At 29.2% G+C, this 25137-nt stretch carries 33 protein-coding genes; 30 read left to right on the forward strand and 3 right to left on the reverse strand.

Annotated features, from left to right (window positions below; all coding sequences use genetic code 11):
- The first annotated feature begins 102 nt into the window (after positions 1–102).
- Both BLV68_RS12085 and BLV68_RS12090 read left to right on the forward strand, forming a co-directional pair.
- The gene (locus BLV68_RS12085) at positions 103–564 is read left to right on the forward strand and encodes a hypothetical protein (RefSeq protein ID WP_093754018.1); all 462 of its coding nucleotides are present in this window, start codon (positions 103–105) and stop codon (positions 562–564) included.
- Positions 565–763: 199 nt separating this feature from the next.
- The gene (locus tag BLV68_RS12090) at positions 764–967 is read left to right on the forward strand and encodes a LexA family protein (RefSeq protein WP_159428692.1); all 204 of its coding nucleotides are present in this window, start codon (positions 764–766) and stop codon (positions 965–967) included.
- A 371-nt stretch (positions 968–1338) separates the two neighbouring features.
- Here BLV68_RS12090 and BLV68_RS12095 read toward each other — a convergent pair whose 3' ends face one another.
- A complete protein-coding gene (locus BLV68_RS12095; RefSeq protein WP_327192049.1) occupies positions 1339–1722 on the reverse strand; it encodes a helix-turn-helix transcriptional regulator in 384 nt (127 codons plus the stop codon).
- On the opposite strand from BLV68_RS12095, the gene BLV68_RS12100 reads away from it, so the two are divergent.
- On the forward strand, positions 1687–2079 hold the full coding sequence (locus tag BLV68_RS12100; protein ID WP_234949919.1) for a sigma-70 family RNA polymerase sigma factor: 393 nt from the start codon (positions 1687–1689) through the stop codon (positions 2077–2079). The two genes, BLV68_RS12095 and BLV68_RS12100, sit on opposite strands and share 36 nt — an antisense overlap.
- Positions 2080–2109: 30 nt before the next feature.
- Here the strand turns inward: BLV68_RS12100 and BLV68_RS12105 are convergent, their stop codons facing one another.
- Positions 2110–2814, reverse strand: coding sequence for a polysaccharide deacetylase family protein (locus BLV68_RS12105; RefSeq protein ID WP_093754191.1), 705 nt, complete (start codon positions 2812–2814; stop codon positions 2110–2112).
- A gap of 62 nt (positions 2815–2876) precedes the next feature.
- Positions 2877–3482, reverse strand: a complete 606-nt coding sequence (locus tag BLV68_RS12110; RefSeq protein WP_159428693.1) for a YhcN/YlaJ family sporulation lipoprotein — start codon at positions 3480–3482, stop codon at positions 2877–2879.
- A gap of 172 nt (positions 3483–3654) precedes the next feature.
- Here BLV68_RS12110 and aroE point away from each other — a divergent pair, with 172 nt between their 5' ends.
- The 27 genes from aroE to BLV68_RS12245 all read left to right on the forward strand — a co-directional run bounded on the left by aroE (position 3655) and on the right by BLV68_RS12245 (position 25104).
- Positions 3655–4521: a shikimate dehydrogenase gene (gene aroE / locus BLV68_RS12115; RefSeq protein WP_093754195.1), complete on the forward strand. Its 867-nt coding sequence runs from the start codon at positions 3655–3657 to the stop codon at positions 4519–4521.
- A gap of 32 nt (positions 4522–4553) precedes the next feature.
- Positions 4554–6233, forward strand: coding sequence for a GspE/PulE family protein (locus tag BLV68_RS12120; protein WP_200773781.1), 1680 nt, complete (start codon positions 4554–4556; stop codon positions 6231–6233).
- Positions 6234–6243: 10 nt separating this feature from the next.
- Positions 6244–7296 (forward strand): type IV pilus twitching motility protein PilT, encoded by a 1053-nt coding sequence (locus BLV68_RS12125; RefSeq protein ID WP_093754197.1) that lies wholly within the window; start codon positions 6244–6246, stop codon positions 7294–7296.
- A gap of 14 nt (positions 7297–7310) precedes the next feature.
- Positions 7311–8519, forward strand: a complete 1209-nt coding sequence (locus BLV68_RS12130; protein ID WP_234949913.1) for a type II secretion system F family protein — start codon at positions 7311–7313, stop codon at positions 8517–8519.
- Between the two features lie 137 nt (positions 8520–8656).
- Entirely contained in the window at positions 8657–9085 is a 429-nt protein-coding gene (locus BLV68_RS12135; RefSeq protein ID WP_093754199.1) for a type II secretion system protein, read from the forward strand.
- Positions 9086–9096: 11 nt separating this feature from the next.
- The gene (locus BLV68_RS12140; RefSeq protein ID WP_093754201.1) at positions 9097–9858 is read left to right on the forward strand and encodes a prepilin peptidase; all 762 of its coding nucleotides are present in this window, start codon (positions 9097–9099) and stop codon (positions 9856–9858) included.
- A gap of 129 nt (positions 9859–9987) precedes the next feature.
- Positions 9988–11046: a pilus assembly protein PilM gene (pilM, locus tag BLV68_RS12145; RefSeq protein WP_093754203.1), complete on the forward strand. Its 1059-nt coding sequence runs from the start codon at positions 9988–9990 to the stop codon at positions 11044–11046.
- A 10-nt stretch (positions 11047–11056) separates the two neighbouring features.
- A complete protein-coding gene (locus BLV68_RS12150; protein WP_093754205.1) occupies positions 11057–11665 on the forward strand; it encodes a PilN domain-containing protein in 609 nt (202 codons plus the stop codon).
- Positions 11607–13016: a LysM peptidoglycan-binding domain-containing protein gene (locus tag BLV68_RS12155; RefSeq protein ID WP_159428694.1), complete on the forward strand. Its 1410-nt coding sequence runs from the start codon at positions 11607–11609 to the stop codon at positions 13014–13016. The genes BLV68_RS12150 and BLV68_RS12155 overlap by 59 nt, the downstream gene beginning before the upstream one ends.
- 16 nt (positions 13017–13032) lie before the next feature.
- Positions 13033–15027 carry an S-layer homology domain-containing protein gene (locus BLV68_RS12160; RefSeq protein ID WP_093754209.1) on the forward strand — a complete coding sequence of 665 codons (1995 nt, stop codon included), beginning with the start codon at positions 13033–13035 and terminating at the stop codon, positions 15025–15027.
- Between the two features lie 6 nt (positions 15028–15033).
- Complete coding sequence (locus BLV68_RS12165; protein WP_093754211.1) at positions 15034–15483, forward strand: GspH/FimT family pseudopilin; 450 nt, start codon at positions 15034–15036, stop codon at positions 15481–15483.
- Positions 15484–15493: 10 nt separating this feature from the next.
- Positions 15494–15943, forward strand: coding sequence for a type IV pilus modification PilV family protein (locus tag BLV68_RS12170; protein WP_159428695.1), 450 nt, complete (start codon positions 15494–15496; stop codon positions 15941–15943).
- Positions 15943–16488 carry a PulJ/GspJ family protein gene (locus BLV68_RS12175; RefSeq protein ID WP_093754215.1) on the forward strand — a complete coding sequence of 182 codons (546 nt, stop codon included), beginning with the start codon at positions 15943–15945 and terminating at the stop codon, positions 16486–16488. Before BLV68_RS12170 ends, BLV68_RS12175 begins: the two co-directional genes overlap by 1 nt.
- Positions 16489–16530: 42 nt before the next feature.
- Positions 16531–17523 carry a hypothetical protein gene (locus tag BLV68_RS12180; protein WP_093754217.1) on the forward strand — a complete coding sequence of 331 codons (993 nt, stop codon included), beginning with the start codon at positions 16531–16533 and terminating at the stop codon, positions 17521–17523.
- A gap of 27 nt (positions 17524–17550) precedes the next feature.
- Positions 17551–17817: a late competence development ComFB family protein gene (locus tag BLV68_RS12185; protein ID WP_093754219.1), complete on the forward strand. Its 267-nt coding sequence runs from the start codon at positions 17551–17553 to the stop codon at positions 17815–17817.
- Positions 17810–18370 (forward strand): shikimate kinase, encoded by a 561-nt coding sequence (locus BLV68_RS12190; RefSeq protein WP_093754221.1) that lies wholly within the window; start codon positions 17810–17812, stop codon positions 18368–18370. Before BLV68_RS12185 ends, BLV68_RS12190 begins: the two co-directional genes overlap by 8 nt.
- A 40-nt stretch (positions 18371–18410) precedes the next feature.
- A complete protein-coding gene (gene aroQ, locus BLV68_RS12195; protein ID WP_093754223.1) occupies positions 18411–18851 on the forward strand; it encodes a type II 3-dehydroquinate dehydratase in 441 nt (146 codons plus the stop codon).
- 12 nt (positions 18852–18863) lie between these two features.
- The gene (efp, locus tag BLV68_RS12200; RefSeq protein ID WP_093754225.1) at positions 18864–19421 is read left to right on the forward strand and encodes an elongation factor P; all 558 of its coding nucleotides are present in this window, start codon (positions 18864–18866) and stop codon (positions 19419–19421) included.
- A gap of 42 nt (positions 19422–19463) precedes the next feature.
- Positions 19464–19808 carry a CD1247 N-terminal domain-containing protein gene (locus tag BLV68_RS12205; RefSeq protein WP_093754227.1) on the forward strand — a complete coding sequence of 115 codons (345 nt, stop codon included), beginning with the start codon at positions 19464–19466 and terminating at the stop codon, positions 19806–19808.
- A gap of 83 nt (positions 19809–19891) precedes the next feature.
- Entirely contained in the window at positions 19892–20869 is a 978-nt protein-coding gene (gene spoIIIAA / locus BLV68_RS12210) for a stage III sporulation protein AA (protein WP_093754229.1), read from the forward strand.
- A gap of 13 nt (positions 20870–20882) precedes the next feature.
- A complete protein-coding gene (locus BLV68_RS12215; RefSeq protein WP_093754231.1) occupies positions 20883–21407 on the forward strand; it encodes a stage III sporulation protein AB in 525 nt (174 codons plus the stop codon).
- A gap of 13 nt (positions 21408–21420) precedes the next feature.
- A complete protein-coding gene (gene spoIIIAC / locus BLV68_RS12220; RefSeq protein ID WP_093754233.1) occupies positions 21421–21618 on the forward strand; it encodes a stage III sporulation protein AC in 198 nt (65 codons plus the stop codon).
- Between the two features lie 15 nt (positions 21619–21633).
- Positions 21634–22023 (forward strand): stage III sporulation protein AD, encoded by a 390-nt coding sequence (gene spoIIIAD / locus BLV68_RS12225; protein ID WP_093754235.1) that lies wholly within the window; start codon positions 21634–21636, stop codon positions 22021–22023.
- An 11-nt stretch (positions 22024–22034) separates the two neighbouring features.
- On the forward strand, positions 22035–23216 hold the full coding sequence (spoIIIAE, locus tag BLV68_RS12230) for a stage III sporulation protein AE (protein WP_093754237.1): 1182 nt from the start codon (positions 22035–22037) through the stop codon (positions 23214–23216).
- Between the two features lie 31 nt (positions 23217–23247).
- The gene (spoIIIAF, locus tag BLV68_RS12235; protein WP_159428696.1) at positions 23248–23859 is read left to right on the forward strand and encodes a stage III sporulation protein AF; all 612 of its coding nucleotides are present in this window, start codon (positions 23248–23250) and stop codon (positions 23857–23859) included.
- Positions 23852–24430 carry a sporulation stage III protein AG gene (locus BLV68_RS12240; protein ID WP_093754241.1) on the forward strand — a complete coding sequence of 193 codons (579 nt, stop codon included), beginning with the start codon at positions 23852–23854 and terminating at the stop codon, positions 24428–24430. The genes spoIIIAF and BLV68_RS12240 overlap by 8 nt, the downstream gene beginning before the upstream one ends.
- Positions 24431–24441: 11 nt before the next feature.
- The gene (locus BLV68_RS12245; protein WP_093754243.1) at positions 24442–25104 is read left to right on the forward strand and encodes a SpoIIIAH-like family protein; all 663 of its coding nucleotides are present in this window, start codon (positions 24442–24444) and stop codon (positions 25102–25104) included.
- Positions 25105–25137 lie beyond the last annotated feature (33 nt).

Raw genomic sequence — 25137 nt, forward strand, 5'->3', positions numbered from 1 at the left:
ATGATTCTTGAAAAAAATATTAAACAATATGAAGAAAACTTTGGAGAAATAAACGTTAGTGATAATTTCTTAAAAAGCCTTAATTTATTGGAGGAATAATTAATGGCTACTGTAGAAGAATATATAGTAAAAAATAATATGGATTATAAATATGTAACTTATAATAAAGATTCTAGTCAAGTGTATATCTTGGACAATAAATCACTTAGGTTGTTACTTAATGGATTTTATAATGCTGGGTACATAAAATGTGTTAAAGACATATATAATTTATATGAGGAATCTTTAAATAGTTCCACCCAATTTGGAGGTTATAATATGGATATAGATAGAATTTTGGATCATTTAGTTAAGTTAGATGATAAATATGATAAGAAAATAGATATGTTAAGTAATAAACTAGATAATGTAATAGATAGTTTAAATAAGCTAAATAGAGAAGTCGGAGAAATAAAAACAGATGTTGATAATATAGATAAAAGGAGTAGTTTTTGGAAATCATATATTATGGCTCCAATAATTACATCTGTAATAACAGCAATACTTGTAAAAATTATTGGCTAATATGAAAAAGATTAAAAATATCATTGTTAATGATTTTGATTTTTCCTTGTTAAACTATCAAATGTTCCCTAAGAATGTAGAGAGATCAGAATTATATATGGTATAAATAGAGGTAGGGAAGCAAAATCCTACCTTTTTTATTTAATCCCTTTACACAGAACTTACGTTCGTATATAATATGTTTAAAGGGGGAATGACCATGCTAAATGAAAAAGAATCTAAACTATTTGATGCTATCGTAAAATACATAGATGAAAATGGATATAGTCCATCTGTAAGAGAGTTAAGTGAAATTGTAGGTTTTAAGTCTACAAGTACAGTTCATAGATATTTAAGTAAGTTGGAGGAAAAAGGATATATTGAGAGAAGAGAGAATAGCCCAAGAGCATTAAGGGTTTTATAAGACATTTAAATCATATTCATTCATTTGGCATTCATAAGTTATATAGATTATAGAGGTAGAATATTATAAATCCTACCTCTTTTTTATTCATACGAAAAAAAACGACCTTTAATTTTCTCCTACAACGAAAAATAAAAGATATAGCTATATTTTACATATATATTTTATAAAAAGCCTAAAAATGGCTAACACAAAGTCAGGTATTGAATTACGACCAATAACATCAAATAAAATATAAAAAGTTGGTTTTTATATCTATAATTGTTCTAAAGAAAAAGAAAATAAAAGTATGTTGTATTGTGGTTATTTCATGGGAAATACTTTAATAATTTCATATAGTTTTTCCAAGTCGGATATTCTTTCTCTGCTTCTCATTTTGAAATTGTTTTTCTGTGGACTTGCAACAAACTACCTAAGCCTTTTTGAGTTAAATTAAACTTAATTCTTAATTGTTTAATTTTCTTACCGTAATCGCTACTAATAAATCTAAAATAATCATCATATATGATGGTAGGATTTACTCCAAGTGCATGTGATATTTTATCAATAATATTTATAGAATGTTCTACTAAATTGTTTTCATATCTGATAATAGTAGCTCTATCTAATCCAGCCTTTACTGCAAGTTCTTCTTGTTTCATATTGTTTAATAATCTATAATATTTAATACGGAAGCCTATTGTAGGTAAATCTGAAGTGGATTTAAGTAAATTTTGGCTATGATGAAATGTTTCCGTAATGTTACTATTGCTAATGAAATTTTAATGACCATGAGATCTAATAAAAAATCCAAAGGAGAAGTTTCTTTACAGGAGCCTATAGGTATTGATAAAGAAGGTAATGAAATATCCTTATTAGATATATTAGGTACTGATACAGATCATATATTAGATGAAGTTCATTTAAAGCTGCAAACTAAAAGATTGTATAATGCTATTAATAAGGTATTGAAAGATAGAGAAAGGAAGATACTTGAATTAAGATATGGATTGACGGATGGAGGTTGCAGGACTCAAAGGGAAATAGCTTCAATGCTAGGAATATCCAGATCTTACGTATCTAGGATAGAAAAACGAGCTTTAGAAAAGCTTAGCAAAGCTTTAAATAGTTAATGCCAAGTTGTTTGCTGAACATGCAATTTACTATTCTATTAGATTTAGTAATTCTGAAATGGTGACAAATTTGTAACCTCGGTTTATAAGTTCAGGAATTATTATTTTTAATGCTTCAACTGTATTACTTTTGTTATAATAGACATAATCATGAAATAGAATAATGTCGCCATTTTTGATACTTGATAGTGTAGTATTTACTATTTCATCTACTTCAGGATTACTCCAATCTTTGGAATCCTGATGAGATGACCATAAGACCATTATTGAGTTATCCATTTCCATTATATCTAAAGCTTGGCTATCGAAAGACCCGTAAGGAGGCCTAAAAAGCTTTGGCCTATTATTAACTAGATTTTCAATAATTTCCTGGGTTTTTTTATATTCCTCATACAGTATCTTTTTAGATACACTTTTAGCATCTACATGAGAGTAAGTATGATTTCCTATCTCATGGCCTTCCTGCCATTGTCTAATGATTATTTCTGGATATGCTTCTGCGAATTTTCCTAAAACGAAAAAGGTGGCTTTTATATCATATTCCTTTAATATATCCAGAATTTCATTAGTAAATTTAGGATGAGGTCCATCATCGAAAGTTAGGGCAATAACTTTCTCATTTTTTGGTCCCTGGTTTACTATTCTTCCATATCTATTACTACATGCATTAACTGAAATAGACGAGAAGTATAATGTCAAACTGGCTAGTAAAAAAAAATAGTTGATTTTTTTCATTTCTTTTCCCCCTAAAAAGTTTGTAATGATTATGTAGGAGGATAAATCCGGGAAATCCGGATTTATCTTGTTGGGGATATTCTCCTTAATATTTCCTGAAATTGTCTTGCGAAACCAGTTATAGGCCTTCCTTCACGAATATCCTTCGCCATATTAGATATTCTAGTAAATAGATCGGGATCTGCTGTTACGCTGACATTTGTAATATTATTATCCATATCTTTAACAATATTTTCGATTTTTATTTTCAAGTTTTCAGACATTTTTCCTTCAAAATTATCGTTTATATCTACCCCAACAATGGCAGTATCACCACTTAACAATACTGAACACCTGTTAACTTCGTTTAAATTAGTAATTCTTCTTGCAATGGCGTTAGCTCGGGTAGACATATTATTCATACTGTTATCAAGCATATTATTATCAAGCATATTGCTATCCATATTTCTTACCAAGTTATCATCATTAATTCTGTTTCTATCGGTTATTAGGTTAGTATTTCTTCTATTAATTCCGAGCATATTATTGTTTCTTCTTAAGCCTAAATCATTATTAGTTGTATTACGTCCTATTCTTGTTTGCGTTCCAGGACGATTAACTGTGCAACCAATTGTAATTAAAACTAAAGCGAGAACCAAGGGAAAAAATAATATTTTATTTTTTTTCAAAATATCCACCTCCTAAATCTATTTTTGCTTTTTTAAGTTTTTTTATTAAGGTTAATTTTTTTAATATATGTATAAAGAAGGAATAAATCATCATAACTGATCTTATCATAATTGATAATAAAATTCTAAATCATTATGTTATAATATAATTGCACACAAAGGAGGGAGATCAATGAAAACTATTAAAGATAAAGATATTTATTGCTTAATTGGCAATCCTGTATCGAAATCCTTATCACCAATAATTCATAATAGTTACTTCGAATTGATAGGAGAAAATAGCATATATTTCACATTTGAGATAAAAGAAGAAGAATTGGAATTAATTCTCGAAGCTTTCAAAATTTTAAACGTAAAGGGTTTTAATGTTACAATACCTCATAAGATCACTATAATAAACTACTTAGATGAGGTATCTGAAAATGTAAAGGTTTTAGGAGCTGTGAATACTGTAAGAAATCTGAATGGTAAATTAATAGGTTTTAATACTGATGGAAAAGGATTTTTAAAATCTTTGGAAATGGAAAAAATCGATGTAAAAGATAAAAAAATATTGGTATTAGGTGCAGGAGGAGCTGCTAATGCAATTTCTGTTTCATTAGCTATGGAGGGTGTAAAGAGTATAATTATTGCAAATAGAACTATATCTAAAGCTGAAACTTTATCGGATAGAATATCTTCATATTTTCCTAAAATTGAAGTTAAATATGACTCCTTAAAATTGGAAAACGTAAAGAAGAAAGAAGTTGATATGATTGTTAACTGTACTTCCGTTGGAATGTATCCAAATCAAACTGAAAGCCCTATAGATATTGAGGGGTTCAAGGAAAACTTAATAGTATATGACATAATTTATAAACCAAAAAAAACAAGGTTATTACAATTAGCTGAATTTAAGGGTTATAAAACTATTAACGGAATTTCAATGTTAATAAATCAGGGATTATGTAGTCAGGAAATATGGCTTGGGAAAAAAGATTTATTTTTTCTAGAAAATTTTGAAAAAATTAGGAGGATTTTAAAAAACTACATAGAATAATACTATTGTATATATTAAATAAAGGTGTAATTATGAGGAAATATGAATTTAAATTAAGAGAATCTTTTTTATACTCTGATAAAATTACAGAGGAACAACTTAATGACACTTTAATAAGACAAGAAAATAATCAAAAAAATCGTGAAACTATTATAGCGAAAGGATTAGGTGAAGGGAAAGGCCTTTTAGAAGTATTAGAAGATGAACTAGGTATACCATATATTGATTTAGAAAAGTATATGATAAAATCTGAAATAGTTCTCAAAATACCTGAAACCATTGCTAGAAGATATGATTTAATAGCAATTGATTTAAAAGATAATTTGCTTATGATTGCTATGGCAGATCCCCTTAACATATTTGCAATAGATGATGTAAAACTACATACTCAATACGAAATACAACCTGTAATGTCAAATAGGAAAAGTATTAGAAAATATATTGACAAATATTACAAAAAGGGTGTATCGGAAAAGCTGATAGAAGAATTTTCAAGCAATCATAAATATGACGATATTGAAGGTATAGACGAGGAAGAATTATTAGAAATTAGGTCTGCACCAGTAGTTAAATTGCTAAATTCTATAATAGAACGAGCCATTGAGTTGAAAGCCAGCGACATTCATATTGAGCCCTCTGAAGATATTATACGAATAAGGTTTAGGATTGATGGGGACCTAAATGAAATTTTGAGATTATCCATTAATATTTATTCGGCTTTAATCACAAGGATTAAGATTATGGGGCAAATGAATATTGCTGAAAAGAGGATACCTCAAGACGGTAGGGTTGATATAAAATTTAACGGTAAAGAGATAGATTTGCGAATATCTACGATGCCAACTATACATGGAGAAAAGATAGTTATAAGGATTTTAGATAGGGAGAATTTTTTCTTTACAAAATCTGAATTAGGGCTTAATGAAGAAAACTTGAAATTATTTAATAAGATACTTAAGCAACCCTACGGCATTGTACTAACGACCGGACCAACTGGATGTGGCAAGACTTCAACGTTATACGCGATCTTAAAGGAGTTGAATAACATTGAAAAGAATATAATAACCATAGAAGACCCTGTAGAATACAAATTGGAAGGCATAAACCAAGTTCAAGTAAATGTTAAAGCAGGATTAACTTTTGCTAGTGGTTTAAGGTCTATTCTTAGACAAGATCCAGATATAATCATGATAGGTGAAATTAGAGATACTGAAACAGCTAAAATTGCAACGCGTGCCGCGATAACAGGCCATTTAGTCCTTTCTACCCTTCATACAAATGATAGTCCTTCATCTATTATCAGATTAATAGATATGGGGATAGAACCATACTTGGTATCCTCAGCAGTAATTGGAGTTATTTCACAAAGACTGATAAAAAAATTATGTCCTAATTGTAAAATTTCTTATGAAGCAAATCTATCTGAAAAGTCATTATTAGGTATAGATCAGAAAGAGTCTGTTATTCTTTATAAAGCAAAAGGATGTAATGAATGTAATAATGGCTTTATTGGCAGAAGAGCTGTACATGAGATAATGTTGGTAAACGAAAGTATGAGAGAATTGATTTCTAAAGGTGCAAGCGTTGATAAGCTGAGAATCGAGGCTATAAATTCTGGTATGACCACCTTATTGAATAACTCAATCAAATTAGCCATAGAAGGTGTTTCTACTTTAGAAGAATGTCTAAAAGCAGGCTATACTTTGGGGTAGGAGGAAGAGAATGGATTTATTAGAATTAATCAGATTTGGGGTTAATGAAGGAGCATCAGACATTCATCTTACTGTTGGAATCCCTCCTTCCATGAGGGTTCATGGCTCTTTGGTCCATTTAAACGAAAGATCGCTAGATTCAGAAGATATAGAGAATTTAATTAGACAGATACTAAGTAATAAGGAGCTAAAAGAGTTGGAACAGAAGGGGCATATAGATATATCTTATTCTTCACAAGGTATTGGCCATTTTCGTATAAATGCATATAAGCAAAGAAATAGCTATGCAATGGCTATTAGGGTAATTCCATTAGAAGTTCCCACTATTGACGAATTAGGACTACCGGCTATTGTAAAGAATATAACAAGGTTTCCAAGAGGTTTAATACTTGTCACTGGACCTGCTGGTTGCGGTAAATCTACTACTTTAGCTTCTATGATCAACTTGATAAATGAAGAAAGAAATTGCCATATAATCACCTTAGAAGATCCAATTGAGTTTTTACATACACATAAAAAAAGTATCGTAAATCAAAGGGAAATTGGTAGGGATACCTGCAGTTTTTCCAATGCTCTAAGTGCAGCTTTAAGGCAGGATCCAGATGTAATCATGGTTGGAGAGATGAGAGATTTAAATACTATTAGTATTGTTCTTACTGCTGCTGAAACTGGTCACCTAATATTATCAACTCTGCACACTATTGGTGCAGCAAAAACAATAGACCGTATTATAGATGTTTTTCCACCGTATCAGCAAAAACAAATTAGAGTTCAGTTGTCTTCAGTAATACAAGCTATAATATCTCAGCAATTGTTGCCTAGGACTGAAGGAGGTAGGAGAGTTGTAGCTTCGGAAATAATGATAGCTACTCATGCAATAAGAAACTTGATAAGGGAAGAAAAAACATATCAAATAGATACAATAATACAAACAAGTAAGCAGCAGGGAATGCAAACTATGGATGATTGCCTATTAGATTTTTATAGGAGAGGGGTTATTTCTAGAGAAACTCTAATAAGACAAGCAATGGATATGGATTATGTACGAAAGTACATAATATAAGGTGGTGGTTTACATTGCCATTATATAAATATAGAGCAGTTTCTGAGTCAGGAGTTATTAAAGAGGGATATTTTGATGCTTCTTCGGATTTAGAAGTATTGGATATGCTAAGGAAAAGTAATTTTTATCCCATATCCATTGAGGAGGATGTGGGAAAGGACATAAGTAAAGAAATATTTCCTAAAAAGGTTACTAAAAAAGATTTAGCTATTTTTTGTCGACAGTTTTATACTATGATAGATGCTGGAATAAATATTATAAATTGTTTGGATATTTTAGAGAAACAAACGGAAAATAAAACTTTGCAAAAAGCTATATCTATTGTGAAAGAAGATGTGCAAAAGGGGATGGTCCTATCTGATGCAATAGCTAAACATAATAATATTTTTCCATCTCTCCTATCTAATATAGTATTAGCAGGAGAAGTTAGTGGGAATTTAGATATATTGATGAAGAGAATGGCTGTGTATTATGAAAAGGAAGCTACTATCGAAAACAAGATAAAAAGTGCTTTGGTGTATCCAACTGTTTTATGTATCGTTACAATAGCAGTAATAATTTTCTTACTTATTGTAGTCATGCCTACTTTCGTTAGCATGTTTGAATTTAGTGGTCTTATTTTGCCAGTACCAACTAGAATTCTTTTAACTTTGAGTAAATGGTTAATCGATTTCTGGTATCTATTCATAGGAGCCATCTCTATATTGTTGGCAGGAATTGCTTATTTTAAAAAAACAAAAAAAGGGAGATTATTATATGATACTTTAAGAATCAAAATTCCTGGAATAAGGAAAAACCATATAATGATTTTAACCTCTAGATTTGCAAGAACTCTAGCTACCTTATTTGATAGTGGGATACCTTTATTGGAAGCATTAGATGTAGTTAGTAATATAATGGAGAACCAGGTATTAACAAACAAATTATGTCAGGTTAAAGAGGATATAAGGAAAGGTATACCTATGTCAAAAGCAATAAAAAAAACTGCTATATTTCCACCAATGGTAGATTCTATGATAAAAATAGGAGAAGAATCTGGAACTTTAGACAATATGTTGGATAAGACTGCTGATTTTTTTGATGAAGAGGTAGAAGTATTCTTTCAAAGAATAACTACCTTATTAGAACCTTTTCTAATAATTTGTATGGCGATAATAATAGGTTTTATTATTCTTGCAATGGCGATGCCCATGTTTGATATAGTCAATACAATTGATATTTAAAAATCTAAAAAAAGATTTTGAAGAATTACATGGCTACATATTTTTAGATATGAAAGGTGCAATACAATTTTTTATATTAGAATATTATGAGAATTCTGCCTTTCTATAATTACAAAATAGTAGAATAGGAGGATAAAATGATTTGGAGAATTATTGCGAAGTTTTATAAAAACTATAAAGGTTTTACGCTAATTGAAATAATTATAGTAATATCCATAATTGGCTTATTAACTACTATTGCTATACCAAGATTAGGTGTTTCGAGAAAAAAAGCAGCCATAGCTGCCCATAATGCAAACGTAAGGGTACTCATGAGTGCAGCTACCATGCATATAGCAGATGGAGATATAATAGATAGCAATGGGTGGACAGGAACTGGAGGAGAAAAAGCTGATGCTCAGCCTTGGGCTCCATATATTGAAGAATGGCCTACTATTCCTAGAGGAATTACAGATGAATTAAAAAGATCAGATGGTACTAAATTTACTGGCAATGATTATAAAGTAACGGTTGATGAAAAAGGCAACATTATAGTAGAACCTGTTATGATAAATAAAAATAATTAAGGAGATTATCAATGGCAGTATTCATATTTGTTTCAGGTATCATTATAGGTTCCTTTCTAAATGTATGTGTACATAGGATTCCAAAACAAGAAAGCATTATTTTCCCACGTTCTTATTGTCCGAAATGTGAGATCCCTTTAAAATGGTACAATTTGATACCTATACTTAGTTTTTTACTCCAAAGAGGAAGATGTAAATACTGCGGAAAAAGGATTTCTCTAAGATATCCTATTGTCGAGTTATTAAATGGAATTATATATCTTATAATTTTTTTGCATTATGGACTTAGTTTAAATTTTATATTTTATGCTTATTTATTCAGTTTATTTGGAATCATTATTTTTATAGATTTAGAAAATCTATTAATTCCAAATATTTTAGTCTTATTAGTATTATTAGGTTCAATTATATTTAGTATATTAAATTTATTATTCTATAACAGCACTTTGAATTTGATTAACAGTTTAATGGGGCTGGGTGTGGGATTGTTAATTTTTCTTATTATTTTTTTTGCATCAAAAGGTGAAATAGGCGGTGGAGATGTAAAGCTAATTGGAGTGTTAGGTTTCATTCTAGGAATCCCCAGAATTATTTTAAGTATTCTTTTATCGTTTTTAATAGGAGGTATTGTTTCAATTATTTTACTATGTTTCAAAATTAAAGGAAGAAAAGATTGTATCCCCTTTGCTCCCTCTTTAATATTAGGATTTATAATTACTTTATTTTGGGGAGATAGAATTATTAATTGGTATATAATTAATTTTTTATTCTAATTGGATAACAAACTATTTCATACCAAATCAATCTAAATATTAAAGAAAATATCGACTTTAACTGCAAATATAATTTAAGAATTTGCAGAGTTATAAAGTGATTTTATATCTGAAAGGAGATGGTTTTAATTGAATTTGAAATTCCTTCTCCCTAAGAAAAGTATACTTTCTTTAGATATTGGTAGCTATAAGATTAAAGGTATTGTAGGTAAGATAATGGATTCAAGTATTATAGTAGATGATTATTTTGCCATTAATACTCCTAAAGGTGCCTATCAGGATGGAGAAATGGACAAGGATTTGCTCTATTATGTATTAGATGAGGAACTTAAGAAAAGGAAAATAAGAATAAAGGATACCTATTTGACTATTAATAATTCAAAGACAATAATAAGGGAAGCAGTAATTCCAAAGGTAGAACCAGAAGATATTGAAAAGGTGATAAGTTTTCAGATTGAAGAGTACATTTCTCTTAATCCTGAAAACTTTGTAGTGCAATTTCAAGTAATTGATTATTTTTATGATGATGATATTGAAAAGATAAATCTATTGTTAATTGGGATGCCAAAGGAAATAATAAATAACCATTATCGATTACTAAAAGATTTAGGTTTAAATCCTTTAGTATTAGATTATCAATCTAATTCAATAGCTAAATTGCTGAGTTTAAGTACCTGCATCAACGGAGATTATCCAACTGAAAATTTGACCTTTGCTGTTATTGATATAGGTTATGAAAATACCAAGGTTTCCATAATTAAAAATGGGACCATATATGTAAGTAGAGTAATTGATATAGGAGGAAAATATTTAGACCAAAGCATTTTAAATTATTATGAGTATGATGATTCAAAACTTATTGAGATTAAGGATAATATATTCAATTCAGATATATCTAGTGAAGAAAGTTCAGAGTATGATACAGTTTTAAGTTTAATAAAAGGCGTACTTACTACACTAAATGAGAGAATAGAAATGATCTTCAGATACTATCTAACTAGAGAGCTAGGTTATCAAATAAATATGATCCTATTATGTGGTGGAAATGCAAATTATAATGGTTTAGATAGATTTTATTCTAATTATTTCAACATTCCTACTGTTATAATTGAATCTTTAGATAATGTGGATTTTAATGGTAATATGTTTGAATACATTAATTCTATTGGTGCATTGGTAAGAAGATAGGTGATTTGACATGAAAGACCTAAATTTTTTTGAATATTTTATAAGTAAAAAGGATAAATTTTGCAAAGAAAAACGGATTTACTATTTTATTACCATACCGTTATGTTTATTTATAGTTATTTATACTACTCATTTACAGATAAGGATTAGAAGGATTTCAAAAGATGTAGCTAAAATGGAAGCGGTTCTAGAAGACAATCTATTAACTAAAAAAATGAAAAAAATAAAGGAAAAAGAAGAGGAAGTAAAAGAATTTAGAATTTATTTAGAACAATATAGACAATTGGATCGAATTATATCAAAAAAAAGCATAATAGATGATTCCTTATTAGAAAGTATTACACTTAGAAGGCCAGATGGTGTTTATTTTACCTCTATAAGTATAAATACAGATAGTATTGAGCTAATAGGCTATTCAGGAGATCAATATTCCATAGCAGTGTTTAGTAACAATCTAAAATCTATAGAAGATTTCAAAAATGTTTTCATTTCAACTATTACCAAGTCAAGTCAAAATTATAATTTTGTTCTAAATATAAATTTTGAGGATGTGGATGGAGATGGAGAAAATAGGGCTCATGAAGAAAATAATGATAAAGAGGAAAATGACCAAAAATGAAATAATACTATTTTACATTTTGGGAACAATCATATTTTTTTGGACAATGTATAGATTTATAATTTTTCCACAATATATGAAATTGCAAGCTTTAATCCTTCAAAGAAAAGATTATGAAGAAAAAATATCCCAGATCAATGCTATTTTAAAGAAAGAAGATAATATTGAAAAGGAAGGAAAAAAACTATATGAAGAAAAGATTGCCCTTACTAGCAAATATTTTCCGTATATTGATCAATATGAAATAATAGTTCTATTGAGTGACCTTTTTGATAATGAAAATATGGAATTTTTTGATATAAATTTTACTACGCCTAAGGAGGAATATATTGACGATTTTTCATTCCACACAATAGATGTACATATACCCTTCAGAGCTCCATATAATGGATTAATTGAAATTCTTAGAAAAATAAAAGAATGTCCAAAAAAGTTATTGGTTACAGACTTACTAATAGATAGTGTAGATAGTCAAGTATTAGCAGGGCATCTATCCATGAAGATATACAGTCTAATTGAATATAACCCAATTTATGATAGCAAAACTAACTTAGAATATGCGTCTAATGTAGTTGAAGAAAACCCTTTTTATCCATTACAGGAATTAAGTTCTCCTGAAGATGAGGTTATTTATGAAGATGAAGTTAGTTTAGAAGATGAGACGGATTTGCAAGATAAAGTAGATAATCATCATATGGAAATATTGGAGGATTTTGAAGATGATAACTATTACTTCATACCATCAAGCAAATATGTTAATGGTGGTGTTTATAAATCTACAAACTCAATATCCAATGAGCATTCTATAAGGTTCGAGTACAATATTTTAGCCTTGGAAAGTGAGAATAGAGCTTATTTAGATTTATCAAATAGAAATATAATATTGAAATATCCTCCAGATACTGTAGGGATATGGGTATATTCCTTTGAATATTCTCCAGCCACTCTGGGTTTTAGAATGAAAGGACAAGCTGGTGAATTTGTAGACCTTGAATTATCAAGGGGTATATCGTGGAAAGGCTGGAATTATATTGAGGTCAAATTTCCATCTGATTTAGCCCTTTATCCTTTACAACTGGACAAATTATATATAGAATTGGCTAATAATAGGGAAGACTACGGAGTTTTATTATTGGACAAAGTGGAAGCGAATTATACTAAAAGAACTAATGGGTTTGATGAAAATAACGAATCCTTCTCAATCTATGTAGTGGAAAAAGACGATACATTAGATGAGATAAGTATGAAATTCTATGGTACTGCAAAAAAGAAAGATATAATTATAAAAAGGAATGAAATAAAATCAGATAAGGATATTAAAGAAGGAAGAATATTGGTTATTCCTAAATAAGGTAAGGTGACTGAACTTGAAAATATTTAAAGTAATTTTTTCAATTATAATATTTAATTTCCTGTTCTTTAACTATAATATAAAAGTTTTTGCTAATACATGGGAAGATGAATATAAGAATGGAGAGAAATTAGGAGAGTATTTTGGATATTATGATGGAATTTTAGAAGGATTTAAATATCTTTATGCAATAGATATAACACCTAATTATAAAGACTTAATTGACCGTTATGAAGTGGAGAATAAGTATAAATATTATCTAAATAATCAGTCTAATGTCTATAATGAAGGTTTTATGTCAGGATATTATGCTAGTTTTATAAAAGGATATAATGAAATTTTAAAAGGGAATAACCCTTCTGACGATGCAGATTTGAATATCAGAAATACTGATTATGCTGATATGTTAGGTTTGTTAACTGGAGAAGTTTATGGTTTCAAAGATTATTATGCAAGTAAAGATTTAAATCCACCTAGCGCACTGCCCTCTGATATTGATATAGTTGACATGTTTGATTTAAATAGGTTTAATTATCAAGATAGACATTCCTTTTTAAATACTTTTAAGAAGAAATTTAGAGAAGGATATGTGGAAGGATATACTAAATCCAATTTAGAAATAATTAAGCTTTCTTATGATGAAGGATTACATCATGGAGAATATATTGGAAAAATTTTAGGCAGAAACTATGGAGCAAAAGATTACTTTGAAAATAACACTTTGAACTATACAAGGAATATGCCATCTGACTCAACTATTATTGAGAAGTTTTTACTAAATAGCGATGTAACTGAGTATGTGGAAGGTTTTTTAGTAGGATTTAAAAGGGCTTATGAAAAGAGCTATAATGAATGTTATAGAGCTATGAATTTAGCAATACATAGAAGAACCTTTGAAATGGGATATAATCAAGGGAAGATTTCTGGAATGATTAAAGGTGAAACGAAAGCATTAGAGGACTATTATTTTAAATCTGAAAAGAACTGGAGAAAACATCTTTCTACACAAGCACGATTGATAAGGGAATACGACTTACATAATGAATCTACCGGATATATAGAAGGTTTTTATAGTGGATTTTTAGAAGGTTTATCAGAAGAATATGATACTAAATATCAGCAATTATCTCAAGAATCAGCAATAAGCAAGACAAAATCAGAAGTACTACCTATTTCTGGTGGGGAAATATCTAGTTTAGACGGTAAATTCCATATTAAAGTAGAAAGTGGGATTTATTATAATCCAATTGTAATCTCCATAGACATCTTACCAGATAATTATTATATAATAGATAGTGAATATATAAAAGCTTCCAATTTCTATAAGGTTAGTATACTAAATAAATCCAATGGAGAGGATAATCAAAAGGATATTGAGTTGAAATTTGAGTACTATGGAAAAAACTATGGAGGCATTTATAAGCTATCAAATGGCCTATGGTTGTATTTGCCGTCCTATATAGAGGATGGATATATAACGACTTATGTTAAACCTAACTCCTTTAGAGATAAAGGCAATATTTACGTAGTGTTAATAGATAAAAACTATAATGTATTACTGGACATAAGAAGCCACTGGGCCAAAAATGAAATAATTGCTTTCCAAAGAAGGGGAATAGTTTCTGGTTATTCTGATAATAATTTTAAGCCTGATAACAATATATCAAAAGGTGAATTTCTAGCTCTTTTAAGTAGAGTGTATAATTGGGATGTAGTCAAAACTATTGATGAGATTAAATTCAATGATTTATTACAATATGCACGTGAGAAAGGCTACATTGATAACTGGGGAATGGATTCTATTTTTGCGAATAAAGGAGTATCCTACAGGGAAATTGAATCCATAATGAGCAAAATATTAGAGTCTGACAGTTTCCAATGGGATAATATTTCAACTAAAATACTTTACGAAAAAAATTACAGGAGCAAATATTATGATAGTCCAGATAATTTTATTACTAGAGCAGAGGCGGTATATATGCTTTATATCCTCAATGATTGGAGGTATTAAGCAAAAATGTTAAAAGACAATAAGGGAAAAAGTCTCATTGAACTAATTCTAGTGATTTTTATATTATCTATGCTGTTCCTTATACCAGCTATCAAAGTCAATTATCTATCATACTTTAGGGAACGAAAGGACATAATTGAGTTAAAAAAGGATATTAATTATGCAAGGAATAGAGCCATTATAGAATCGAGATTATATGGGGTAGAACTCAGATCTGATAATACTTATTTAATAATCAAATATGATAAGCTTCCCGAAACTATTAAAAGGAAGGAATTTAGAAGCGGTGTAAAGATAAAGAAGATTAACATTAAAGATAATAAGAATGAGATTGTTTTTAATTATTCAGGAGCTCCTAAATATGCTGGTACAATATATTTAGAAAATAGTAACGGAGAAGAAATACAGATTACTGTAACTCCAGCAACGGGTAAAGTTAATATCTATTATGATTAAGAGGGAGAAAATGAAAAATAGCAAGGGGTTTTCGTTAATTGAATTGTTATTAGGGATATTTTTAACAGGAATTATTGTAATAACTTTTTTTCCAATTATAAATACAAGTTTAAACAACATATATTTAGCAAAAGAAAAGGTTTTAATGTTATTGGAAATAGAATCTATCATCGAACGAATTAAAGCTTATGATTATTTGGACCAAAATGAATACATATTTGATATGAAAATAGAAGACCTGATTAATATTCTATGTAGCGCTGATAACATATCAATTATTTTACCTCTAGATAATGATGATATGGCTTATGAATATAGTTGCAAAATCTATAAGAAAAATCGAGGAGATCAAATATGGGAATTATCCGTAGAGCTAAAACATGGAAAGAATACTAAAATTAAGGAAATGGATGTTATTACTATTATATTTGCTCCTACAAAAGGTGGAATGAATAATTAATGGATAAAAGCGGTTATACTCTTTTAGAGATTATACTAGCTCTTAGCATATTCTCATTAATAGCATTAACATTATACTCAGTTTTAACCATAACTGTAAATAGTTATAGAATTGGGGAAATAGAAGATGAAATAATATTGAATGGGAAATATTTGATTGAATTTATTAAAAATGAAGTAAGGTCCGCAGATAAAATAATTTCATCAGCTAAAATCGATTCATTAGATGAAAAATATGAGAATAATTTTGGATTTGTAGTGATGAACTATGCTCCGAATGCTACTTATAAATATAACTATTCTACCTATTATTTTAAAGATAATAAAATATATAGAATTACAGCTAATACTAATGAAGAAAGATTACCAAGGGCTGGTGGATTTTCTGGGCATAATGAAATAGCTGAATATATAATATCTATAGAAGACTCTTATGCTGATTTTAATGAAAGAATAGTAAAGTTATCTGTTATTTTAGGTGAAAACAATAGAAGAAGTACTGAATTTAATATGACTATTTTTATAAGATGTCCTGTTCTGTATTAAAAGGAGAGGGTTGTCATAAAGGACAAGGGTTTTATTACTAATATGGTCCTATTAATAATGTTTATAATGTTAATATCAGCTTTATTTCTACTGTATCTATCTAATATAGAATACTTCATAGTAAATTCTAGCTTAAATAGTATACAAGCCTTTTATCTTTCAGAGGGAAAAATCAACATGGTGTTAAAAGATGAAAAATATTACAAAGAACAGCTATTGCCAAGAATTGAAACATTTATTAGATTAGGCAGAATTACCCCTATATATGATAGAAACATTTTAATAGATTCAGAGGATTTATTTAAAGGAGATTCTAATAAAATTGTTACAGTTAATTTTAAAAAGGAAGATAGAATGATAATGGAGTTAGAAACTTATAGTGTTTGTAATAATGTGAAGCAAGATATAAGTGCAAAACTTACAATAATAAACGATTTTTTTGAAATGAGAAATCCTGTTTTGTCCATAGATAGAATTCCACAAGATAGGATAGAAGAATTTGAAAATTATCTGGCATATTTAGAAGAAAATATTATCTTTGAAGAATCTCCAAGTGGTATAATAATATTGGAGGCGATGGACTATAATAGAGTTGAAATTAATCAATTGATGGATGGCAGAACCAGTATTATGTATTTTAGAAATGGGATGGAGAAACCCATAAAAGAAGAGATTCTTATAAGTAATGAAATGATTTTGATAATAAGAGATGGTTATGTTACTCCTACTTTAACTATTGAGAGTGAAAGAGAATTAGATGAAGTAATACTTAAGGGTATTCTCTACATAGAAGGTGATTTGGAAATTAATTGTAACTTTGATTTTTCAGGTATACTTATTTTAAATAGAGGTAGTATTTATGTGAACACCTTAAATGAAGTGAATGTAGATGGAGTAGTTTTGCTAAAAGATTTGAGTACTATACCTTTTGAAAAAAATGGAATAAATGCTAACTATGATTTTGATATAATTAGGAAGTATGGAATATATTTACCTAAATTTGTTGACCCCAAAATTGAAATCATTAAAAATTAATAATCCAACAACAAAGGAGGGGTGAAAATGGAACTTGTCAATTTAATGGAAGATGAGGTCATCTTTGCGATAGATAAAATATTAGAAGATAGAGATGACATATGCACATGTGATAAATGCAAATTAGACATTGCTGCAATAACATTAAACAATTTGAAACCCAGATATGTAGTAACTGAAAGGGGAAAATTATATGGCAGAGTAGATACTCTTAATTATCAATTTAGCGCAGATTTAATTAAAGAAATAACAAAGGCCATTGAAATAGTAGGAGCTGAACCACAACATGAATAGATCTAGCAATTTTAAAAATATAGTATTAATTGGCATGAGCGGGTCTGGAAAATCAGCGGTAGGTAAATATATTGCAGAGAAGCTCAATTTGGAATTCATCGATACAGATGAGATGATAGTTGATAAAACTGGGCAAAGCATTAACAATATTTTTAAATTATATGGAGAAAAATACTTTAGAGCTCTAGAGCAAGACATAATTGAGAAAACAATAAAAAAGGAAGGAGCTGTAATCTCTACAGGAGGAGGAGTAGTATTAAACAAAAGAAATATTGAAATTCTTAAGAAAAAAGGAATGATTTTTTTGTTACAAGCTAGTATAGATTCAATAGTTGCAAATATAGAATCATCTCCAGCTAATAAGGAGGAAAGGCCTCTTCTAAAAGACGCAATCAATTTAAGGAAGAGGATTGAGGAAATATATAAGAAAAGAAGGCATTTGTATATATCCAATTCTGATATAGTAGTAAATGTGGATCATAAAACTATGGAAGCAATAGGAGATGAAATTATTTATATTTTTAAGCAACATACCTCTTGTAGTAAAAATTAATGGCTGCTATAATAAATAGCATAAATGAAGGAAGATGCCAATGAGAATTTTGATCATTCATGGACCTAATTTGAATTTATTAGGGAAAAGGGATAAATCCATATATGGTAAATTTATCTTAGATGAAATTAATAATATGATACAAATGAAGGCTAATAGTCTTAATATGGAAGTTGAAATCGTGCAATCAAATTGTGAAGGAGAGATCATAGATATTCTTCATAAAACTCTTAATGGTGGGTATGATGGAGTTATAATAAATCCAGGTGGTTATACTCATTATAGCATTTCTATTAGAGATGCTATTGAAGTTTTGGATATTCCAGTAATAGAAGTTCACATATCTAACATATATAAGAGGGAGGAATTTAGAAAAAAATCTGTCATTGCTCCTGTTTGTATGGGCCAAATAACTGGATTTGGATTGAATAGCTATTTATTAGCTTTAGAAGTTTTTAACTACATGAGAGAAAATAATTAAGGAGGTTATAATATGATTTCAGCAGGTGATTTTAGAAAGGGAATTACTTTCGAAATGGATGGAGAAGTATATCAAATTGTAGACTTTCAACACGTTAAACCAGGCAAAGGTGCAGCTTTTGTCCGTGCAAAGATTAAAAATGTTATGACTGGGACTATAAAAGATGTAACCTTTAATCCTACTGATAGATTTCCTCAAGCAAGGATTGAGACTAAGGAAATGCAATATCTTTATAATGATGGTAATTTGTTTTATTTTATGGATAATGAGACTTATGAGCAATTACCTTTAGAAAAAGAACAAGTAGAGGACGCAATTATTTACATAAAGGAAAATGAGAATGCAATTATTCGTTTTTATCAAGGTAAGCCTTTTGAAGTAGTAGCTCCAAACTTTGTAGAGTTAGTGGTTACTCATACTGAACCAGGCGTGAAAGGGGATACTGCAACTGGTGCAACAAAACCTGCTACCCTTGAAACAGGTGCAGTTGTCAATGTGCCTCTGTTTGTAAATGTGGGAGACAAGATTAAAATAGATACTCGAACTGGAGAGTATTTATCAAGGGTCTAGGGAATAATAAAATATAAATATATTAAAGAGGAGGGGAGACAATTGGAATATCTTTATCAAAAAGTTTCGTACTTAAAGGGACTGGCAGAAGGACTTGAGATTGGCGAAAAAACTAAGGAAGGAAAATTGCTATTGCATATCATCGATATCTTAGAAGATTTTACTGAGATAATTGATGAAATAATGGAAGACTATGAGGATTTAGAAAAATATTTAGAATATATAGATGAGGATTTGTCTGAGATAGAAAATGAATTATACGATTTTGATGATGAAGATCAAGAGTTATATGAAGACTATGAAGATGATTATTTTGATGACGATTTTGACTATATTGATTTTGAAGAGGATGAAGAGTTGGAAGAATCAGAAGATGAGCATAATTAGACTTAAAACCTTTTTGGTTTTAAGTCTTTTTTTGCATATTATTTTTGGACATTCATATTTATATATAAAAGGAGGGACATGTTGTGGTCGATAGAGGAATCGATGTATATGAAAATATCTTAGAATATATTGGTTATGAAATAAGCCAGGTTCTGAAAAGAATTCCAGATACGTACAAAAAAATTATTGAAGAAATAAGGCTTAGATATGGATCTCCTATAAATATATACTTTGGTAATACAGATTTTTTTGTGACCGAAAATGGCCAATTGACTAAAGACGAGACACAAGGGAAAATAGTGAATAAACGGGACTTAATTGAAACCTTTCAGTTAATCAGCAATTATTCGGTTTATGCTTTTGAGGAAGAGATAAAAAATGGATTCATAACCTTAAAAGGAGGCCACAGAGTTGGATTGGGAGGAAAGGTATTGTATGGTGTGAATGGAATAGAAACGATAAGGGACATATCCTCATTAAATATAAGAATAGCTAAAGAAAAGAAAGGTGTTTCTGAAAAAATAATAAGATTTCTAATAGACAAATCTAATAGGGTTTATAATACTTTAATAGTTTCACCACCCCAATGCGGAAAAACTACTATGCTAAGAGATTTAATTAGATTGTTGAGCAATGGTAGTGAGCTGATTGGTAATAAAGGATTTAAAGTAGGGGTTATAGATGAAAGGTTCGAGTTAGCTGGAATATATAATGGAATGCCACAATTTGATATTGGCATAAGGACTGATGTGTTATCTGGAAGTAACAAAAAAGATGGTACTATCATGATGATAAGAGCTATGTCACCTGAGATAATAGCAATGGATGAAATAGGAAGCAATTTAGATGTGGAAGCAATTCATGAAGCTATTAAGGCCGGGATAAGGATTATAGCTACTATACATGGAGATGATTTAGAAGATTTGATATCTAAAAGGAGTTTAAAAATACTGATTGAAGAAAAGGTTTTTAAAAGATATATTTTCTTAGACAATTCCAAGGGAATAGGTACCATCAAAGATATAGTAGATGGGAATTCATTTAAATCCGTATACAGGTGAAAGGAAGGTTATTATGCTTTTAATAAAATTAATTGGAAGTGCATTAATAATTACATCTACTACATTAATTGGATTCTGTTATGGAGGAAAATATACCGATAGGCTAAATAATTTAATATATTTAGAGCAATGTTTCAAAATACTGGAAACTGAAATAGTATATGGTGCTAACCCTTTACCTGAAGCACTAAGTAATGTATATAAAAAAGGCAACAAAAAAGTATCCTTTATATTTCAAGAAATCAAAAATCATTTACAAAGAAGCAAAAAGGGTAATCTATATCAAAGCTTTAGTAGCATAGAATGGATATTGAAAAATCGACTAAATTTAAAAGAAGAGGATATAGAAATCATTTTATCACTAGGAAGAGTATTGGGTTCTTCTGATAGGTTGGATCAAGAAAAGAATTTTAATTTCATTTTTAAACAAATGGAATTATTGCAGAAGGATGCAAAAATTGATAGGGATAGAAATGAAAGACTGTATAAAAATCTAGGAATTTTAAGTGGCATTGCTATTCTGATAATACTAGTATAGAGGAGAGTTAGCTATGAATATAGATTTAGTGTTTAAAATTGCAAGTATAGGCATTTTATTAGGTGTTCTCCATACCGTTTTAGATAAAGCGGGAAAAGAAGAGTTTGCCTATATTACCACATTGGTAGGTGTGGTAATAGTTTTTAGCATGGTCATAGGACTTATATCTAAATTATTTGATAGCATAAAAACCCTTTTTCAACTATATTAAATAGGAAGTGAAAACATGGAAATATTGCAAATTGTAGGAATTGGGATTGTTTCTACTATTTTAGCAGTTGTGGTGAGAAGAAGCATTGGTTCAGAGTTTGCTATTTTTATTAGCTTAGCTACAGGAATATTAATATTCTTTATGATAATGGATAAATTGGCATATGTAGTTGATACATTAAATCAATTGATTAAGAGTACAAATATTCAAATTACATATTTTTCTGTAATACTTAAAATTATCGGTATAGCTTATATAGTTGAGTTTGGAGCTCAAATATCTAGGGATGCAGGTGAGGATGCAATAGCTTCAAAGATAGAAATGGCTGGCAAAATGTTAATAATGGTACTTGCTATACCAATTATGTTAGCACTATTGGAATTAATAATCAAAATGCTACCCTAAAGGTGAATGAAATGAATAAAAGAACAATTATATTAACAATACTGATACTAATCTTTTCAAGTAATACCTTGGCTAAATCAACAGATAATGTAAACATTAAAGTAACTGACCAAATTATAAAGGAACAGCTAGATACTTTAAATATTAGTGAATTAGAACTTGTGTTAGAAGACATATTAAGAGGAAATGAGGTCATTTTGCCTAAAATAGATATGAAAGAAAATATTATTTCAATGATAAAAGGAGAAAAAAAGTTCGATTTGAATGAGATTATCAACGGAATAGTAAAAACTATTTTTAATGAAATTAATAATAATTTAAACTTAATAGTTCAAATATTAATAATAACAATTGCTTGCTCCCTTTTAACAAATTTACAAAGTGCTTTTGAAAAGGACACCGTTTCTCAACTGGCCCAATATACTTGTTATATTTTATTGGTTATGCAGATAATGAACAGTTTTAATTTAGCATTAGAATTAGGAAAAAATACAGTAATTAATATGGTTAATTTTATGCAAATATTATTACCTATATTACTAACTCTCTTGACTGCTATTGGTAGTTTAAGTACTAGAACAATTTTTCACCCAGTGTTAGTAGCGATAGTAAATGTCATAGGGATCTTAATAAAAAATTTAGTTTTTCCACTAATATTCTTTACTTTTATTATCAGTGTTATAAGTAATATTTCTCAGAAAGTACAATTTTCGAAATTGTCACAGTTGATGCGTCAGATCATCATAGTGCTCATTAGTGCTTCCTTTACAGTTTTTATAGGAATAATAACTATGTATGGACTTGGAGCTAATATTGACGGAGTAACAATCAGGACAGCTAAATTTGCTGTAGACAACTTTATTCCCATAATAGGGAAATTTCTATCGGATGCGATGGAAGTGGTTGTTGGTAGTTCGCTAATATTAAAAAATGGCATTGGGATAATAGGACTTGCAAGCTTATTTTTGATATGTATCATACCTGCTTTAAAAATAATAATTATCATATTTATTTATAAAATAGCAGCTGCATTTGTTGAACCAATTTCATCTATTAATATATCAAATTTTTATACTGAAGTAGCTAACTCGTTATTGTTGATTTTGATAGGAATGCTTTCAGTGGCAGTCATGTTTTTTATAACGATAACGGTAATAGTGGAAGCTGGGAATGCTACTATGATGTTAAGGTAGGTGATAAGATGGGATAATTGAATTATTAAAGTTGTGGATTAAAGATTTAGCAATCTTATTCGTATTTATAAGTATTGTGGAAATAATCCTTCCTAACGAAAACATGAAAAGATATATAGATATGGTAACAGGTCTGTTGATATTGATGGTCGTTGTATCTCCAATTATCAAATTGATTCAAAAGGATATAAATATGGATAGTGAAATTCTTACAAAACCCATTCAACAGATAAAAGTAGCCCATAAAGAGGATCCTAAACTGTTGGAACTACAAGGGAAACAAGCAAAGGACGTATTTATTGCCATTATGGAGGAGGAAATTAAAGAGTTGTTAAAAGAGTCTACAGATTATGCAATCGATAAGATCAATATATCCATTTGTGAAGATGAAGCTAATTTTGGAGAAATAAAGGATATAGAAATAATCTTAAAAGACATAAGAAAAGAAGAAAAATTAAAAGAAGATTTAATATTGGTGGGACAAATTGAAGAGGTGAGAATTGGAAATGGAATAGAAAAATCTATGGAATTGGAGGAGTTGAAAGATAATGAAGAAATAATAATGTCAATTTATGAAAATTTTAATATTCCTAAAAATAATATTAAGGTTTTTTTATACAAGGAAGGTGAAAAGGATGGATAAACTCTTAGAAAGGATGAAGGAGTATCTGAATAAATTAGATAATAAAGAATTAATTAGGAATTTATTCATAATACTCATTATTGGTATCATACTTATTATATTAGCAGATATTTTTATTAAGGACAAAAAGGACAATATTTCTACCCTTCAATTAGAGAGGAATAATGATATTAAAAGTAATGAGAGCGATTATGGTGCTATTTTGGAAGAAAAATTAGAAAACATATTAAGCCAACTGAAGGGTGTAGGGGCTGTAAAAGTAATGATAACTTTGGAAGATACAGTAGAGAAAATACCAGCTTTTAACACTACCAAAAACAATGAAACTACGAGTGAAGTAGATTCCCAAGGTGGTACTAGGGAAATTGTAAGGGAAGATATGACTATCCAAGTTGTTACGAGTAATGAAGGTTCTTTAGTTGTATTGAAAGAAATAAAACCTACTGTAAGAGGAGTAATAGTTATTGCAGAAGGAGCTGAAGATATAAGAGTGAAAGAGATGTTGTATGAAGCAGTAAAAACTGTGCTGGGAGTACCTGGCAATAAAGTTGAGATTTATGCTAGTAAATAGGAGGGATAATTATGTTTTCTATGAGAAAACCTGCAATAATAATATTATTATTAATGTTATTAGTTTTTACAGGGTACTTAAATCATAATTTAACCAAACAAGCTTTATCTAAGGTCTCTAATGATTATCAAAAATATGAGGAAATGGAATTAGCTAAAGAATTTAATGATGAAGAAAAAGGGCTTGTACCTACTATTTCGGAAGGAAATAATGAGGATGAGATTGAAATATTAGATAGTAATGATTTTCAAAACATAGATGAGATAAGCAAATATACTGATGATACTATTGAAGAGACTATAAAAAAAGGAGATAGCTTAGTTTCGAGTAATTATTACGTAGAACAGAGATTATCAAGGGATAAATTGAGGGCAAATCTAATTGATAGATTAAATGATATAGTTAATAACGATGCTACAAGTGAAGAAGTGAGAAATGAGGCTCAAAAGAAGATAATGAACATAGGTGAAATTTCTGAAAAAGAGATATTAATAGAAGGGTTGGTAAAGGCAAAAGGATTTGATGATGCTTTGGTTTTCCTTACAGAAGAAAACGCAAGGATCGTAGTTTCTGTAGATGAATTGACAGAACAGGATATTGCAAAAATCTTAGAAGTAGTTATGACAGAAACTAATTTAGATGCTTCCAATATAAAAATTATGAAAAAAAGGTAGAATTAATTGTAAAAAACTTAACCCTCTGATATA

It is taken from the genome of Tepidimicrobium xylanilyticum (assembly GCF_900106765.1).
GTDB classification, from domain to species: Bacteria; Bacillota; Clostridia; order Tissierellales; family Tepidimicrobiaceae; genus Tepidimicrobium; species Tepidimicrobium xylanilyticum.

Excerpts from the sequence above, each read along its gene's own strand:
- BLV68_RS12100 (WP_234949919.1), top strand. The coding sequence starts at position 1,687 with ATGATGAAATGTTTCCGTAATGTTACTATTGCTAATGAAATTTTAATG.
- BLV68_RS12125 (WP_093754197.1), top strand. The coding sequence starts at position 6,244 with ATGGATTTATTAGAATTAATCAGATTTGGGGTTAATGAAGGAGCATCA.
- BLV68_RS12190 (WP_093754221.1), top strand. The coding sequence starts at position 17,810 with ATGAATAGATCTAGCAATTTTAAAAATATAGTATTAATTGGCATGAGC.
- BLV68_RS12085 (WP_093754018.1), top strand. The coding sequence starts at position 103 with ATGGCTACTGTAGAAGAATATATAGTAAAAAATAATATGGATTATAAA.
- BLV68_RS12150 (WP_093754205.1), top strand. The coding sequence starts at position 11,057 with ATGAAAGACCTAAATTTTTTTGAATATTTTATAAGTAAAAAGGATAAA.
- BLV68_RS12215 (WP_093754231.1), top strand. The coding sequence starts at position 20,883 with ATGCTTTTAATAAAATTAATTGGAAGTGCATTAATAATTACATCTACT.
- BLV68_RS12180 (WP_093754217.1), top strand. The coding sequence starts at position 16,531 with ATGGTCCTATTAATAATGTTTATAATGTTAATATCAGCTTTATTTCTA.
- BLV68_RS12185 (WP_093754219.1), top strand. The coding sequence starts at position 17,551 with ATGGAACTTGTCAATTTAATGGAAGATGAGGTCATCTTTGCGATAGAT.
- BLV68_RS12105 (WP_093754191.1), bottom strand. The coding sequence starts at position 2,814 with ATGAAAAAAATCAACTATTTTTTTTTACTAGCCAGTTTGACATTATAC.
- BLV68_RS12170 (WP_159428695.1), top strand. The coding sequence starts at position 15,494 with ATGAAAAATAGCAAGGGGTTTTCGTTAATTGAATTGTTATTAGGGATA.
- BLV68_RS12240 (WP_093754241.1), top strand. The coding sequence starts at position 23,852 with ATGGATAAACTCTTAGAAAGGATGAAGGAGTATCTGAATAAATTAGAT.
- BLV68_RS12245 (WP_093754243.1), top strand. The coding sequence starts at position 24,442 with ATGTTTTCTATGAGAAAACCTGCAATAATAATATTATTATTAATGTTA.
- spoIIIAD (WP_093754235.1), top strand. The coding sequence starts at position 21,634 with ATGGAAATATTGCAAATTGTAGGAATTGGGATTGTTTCTACTATTTTA.
- BLV68_RS12165 (WP_093754211.1), top strand. The coding sequence starts at position 15,034 with ATGTTAAAAGACAATAAGGGAAAAAGTCTCATTGAACTAATTCTAGTG.
- BLV68_RS12155 (WP_159428694.1), top strand. The coding sequence starts at position 11,607 with ATGGAGAAAATAGGGCTCATGAAGAAAATAATGATAAAGAGGAAAATG.
- aroE (WP_093754195.1), top strand. The coding sequence starts at position 3,655 with ATGAAAACTATTAAAGATAAAGATATTTATTGCTTAATTGGCAATCCT.
- BLV68_RS12090 (WP_159428692.1), top strand. The coding sequence starts at position 764 with ATGCTAAATGAAAAAGAATCTAAACTATTTGATGCTATCGTAAAATAC.
- BLV68_RS12135 (WP_093754199.1), top strand. The coding sequence starts at position 8,657 with ATGATTTGGAGAATTATTGCGAAGTTTTATAAAAACTATAAAGGTTTT.
- BLV68_RS12120 (WP_200773781.1), top strand. The coding sequence starts at position 4,554 with ATGAGGAAATATGAATTTAAATTAAGAGAATCTTTTTTATACTCTGAT.
- aroQ (WP_093754223.1), top strand. The coding sequence starts at position 18,411 with ATGAGAATTTTGATCATTCATGGACCTAATTTGAATTTATTAGGGAAA.
- BLV68_RS12175 (WP_093754215.1), top strand. The coding sequence starts at position 15,943 with ATGGATAAAAGCGGTTATACTCTTTTAGAGATTATACTAGCTCTTAGC.
- BLV68_RS12140 (WP_093754201.1), top strand. The coding sequence starts at position 9,097 with ATGGCAGTATTCATATTTGTTTCAGGTATCATTATAGGTTCCTTTCTA.
- efp (WP_093754225.1), top strand. The coding sequence starts at position 18,864 with ATGATTTCAGCAGGTGATTTTAGAAAGGGAATTACTTTCGAAATGGAT.
- spoIIIAC (WP_093754233.1), top strand. The coding sequence starts at position 21,421 with ATGAATATAGATTTAGTGTTTAAAATTGCAAGTATAGGCATTTTATTA.
- spoIIIAE (WP_093754237.1), top strand. The coding sequence starts at position 22,035 with ATGAATAAAAGAACAATTATATTAACAATACTGATACTAATCTTTTCA.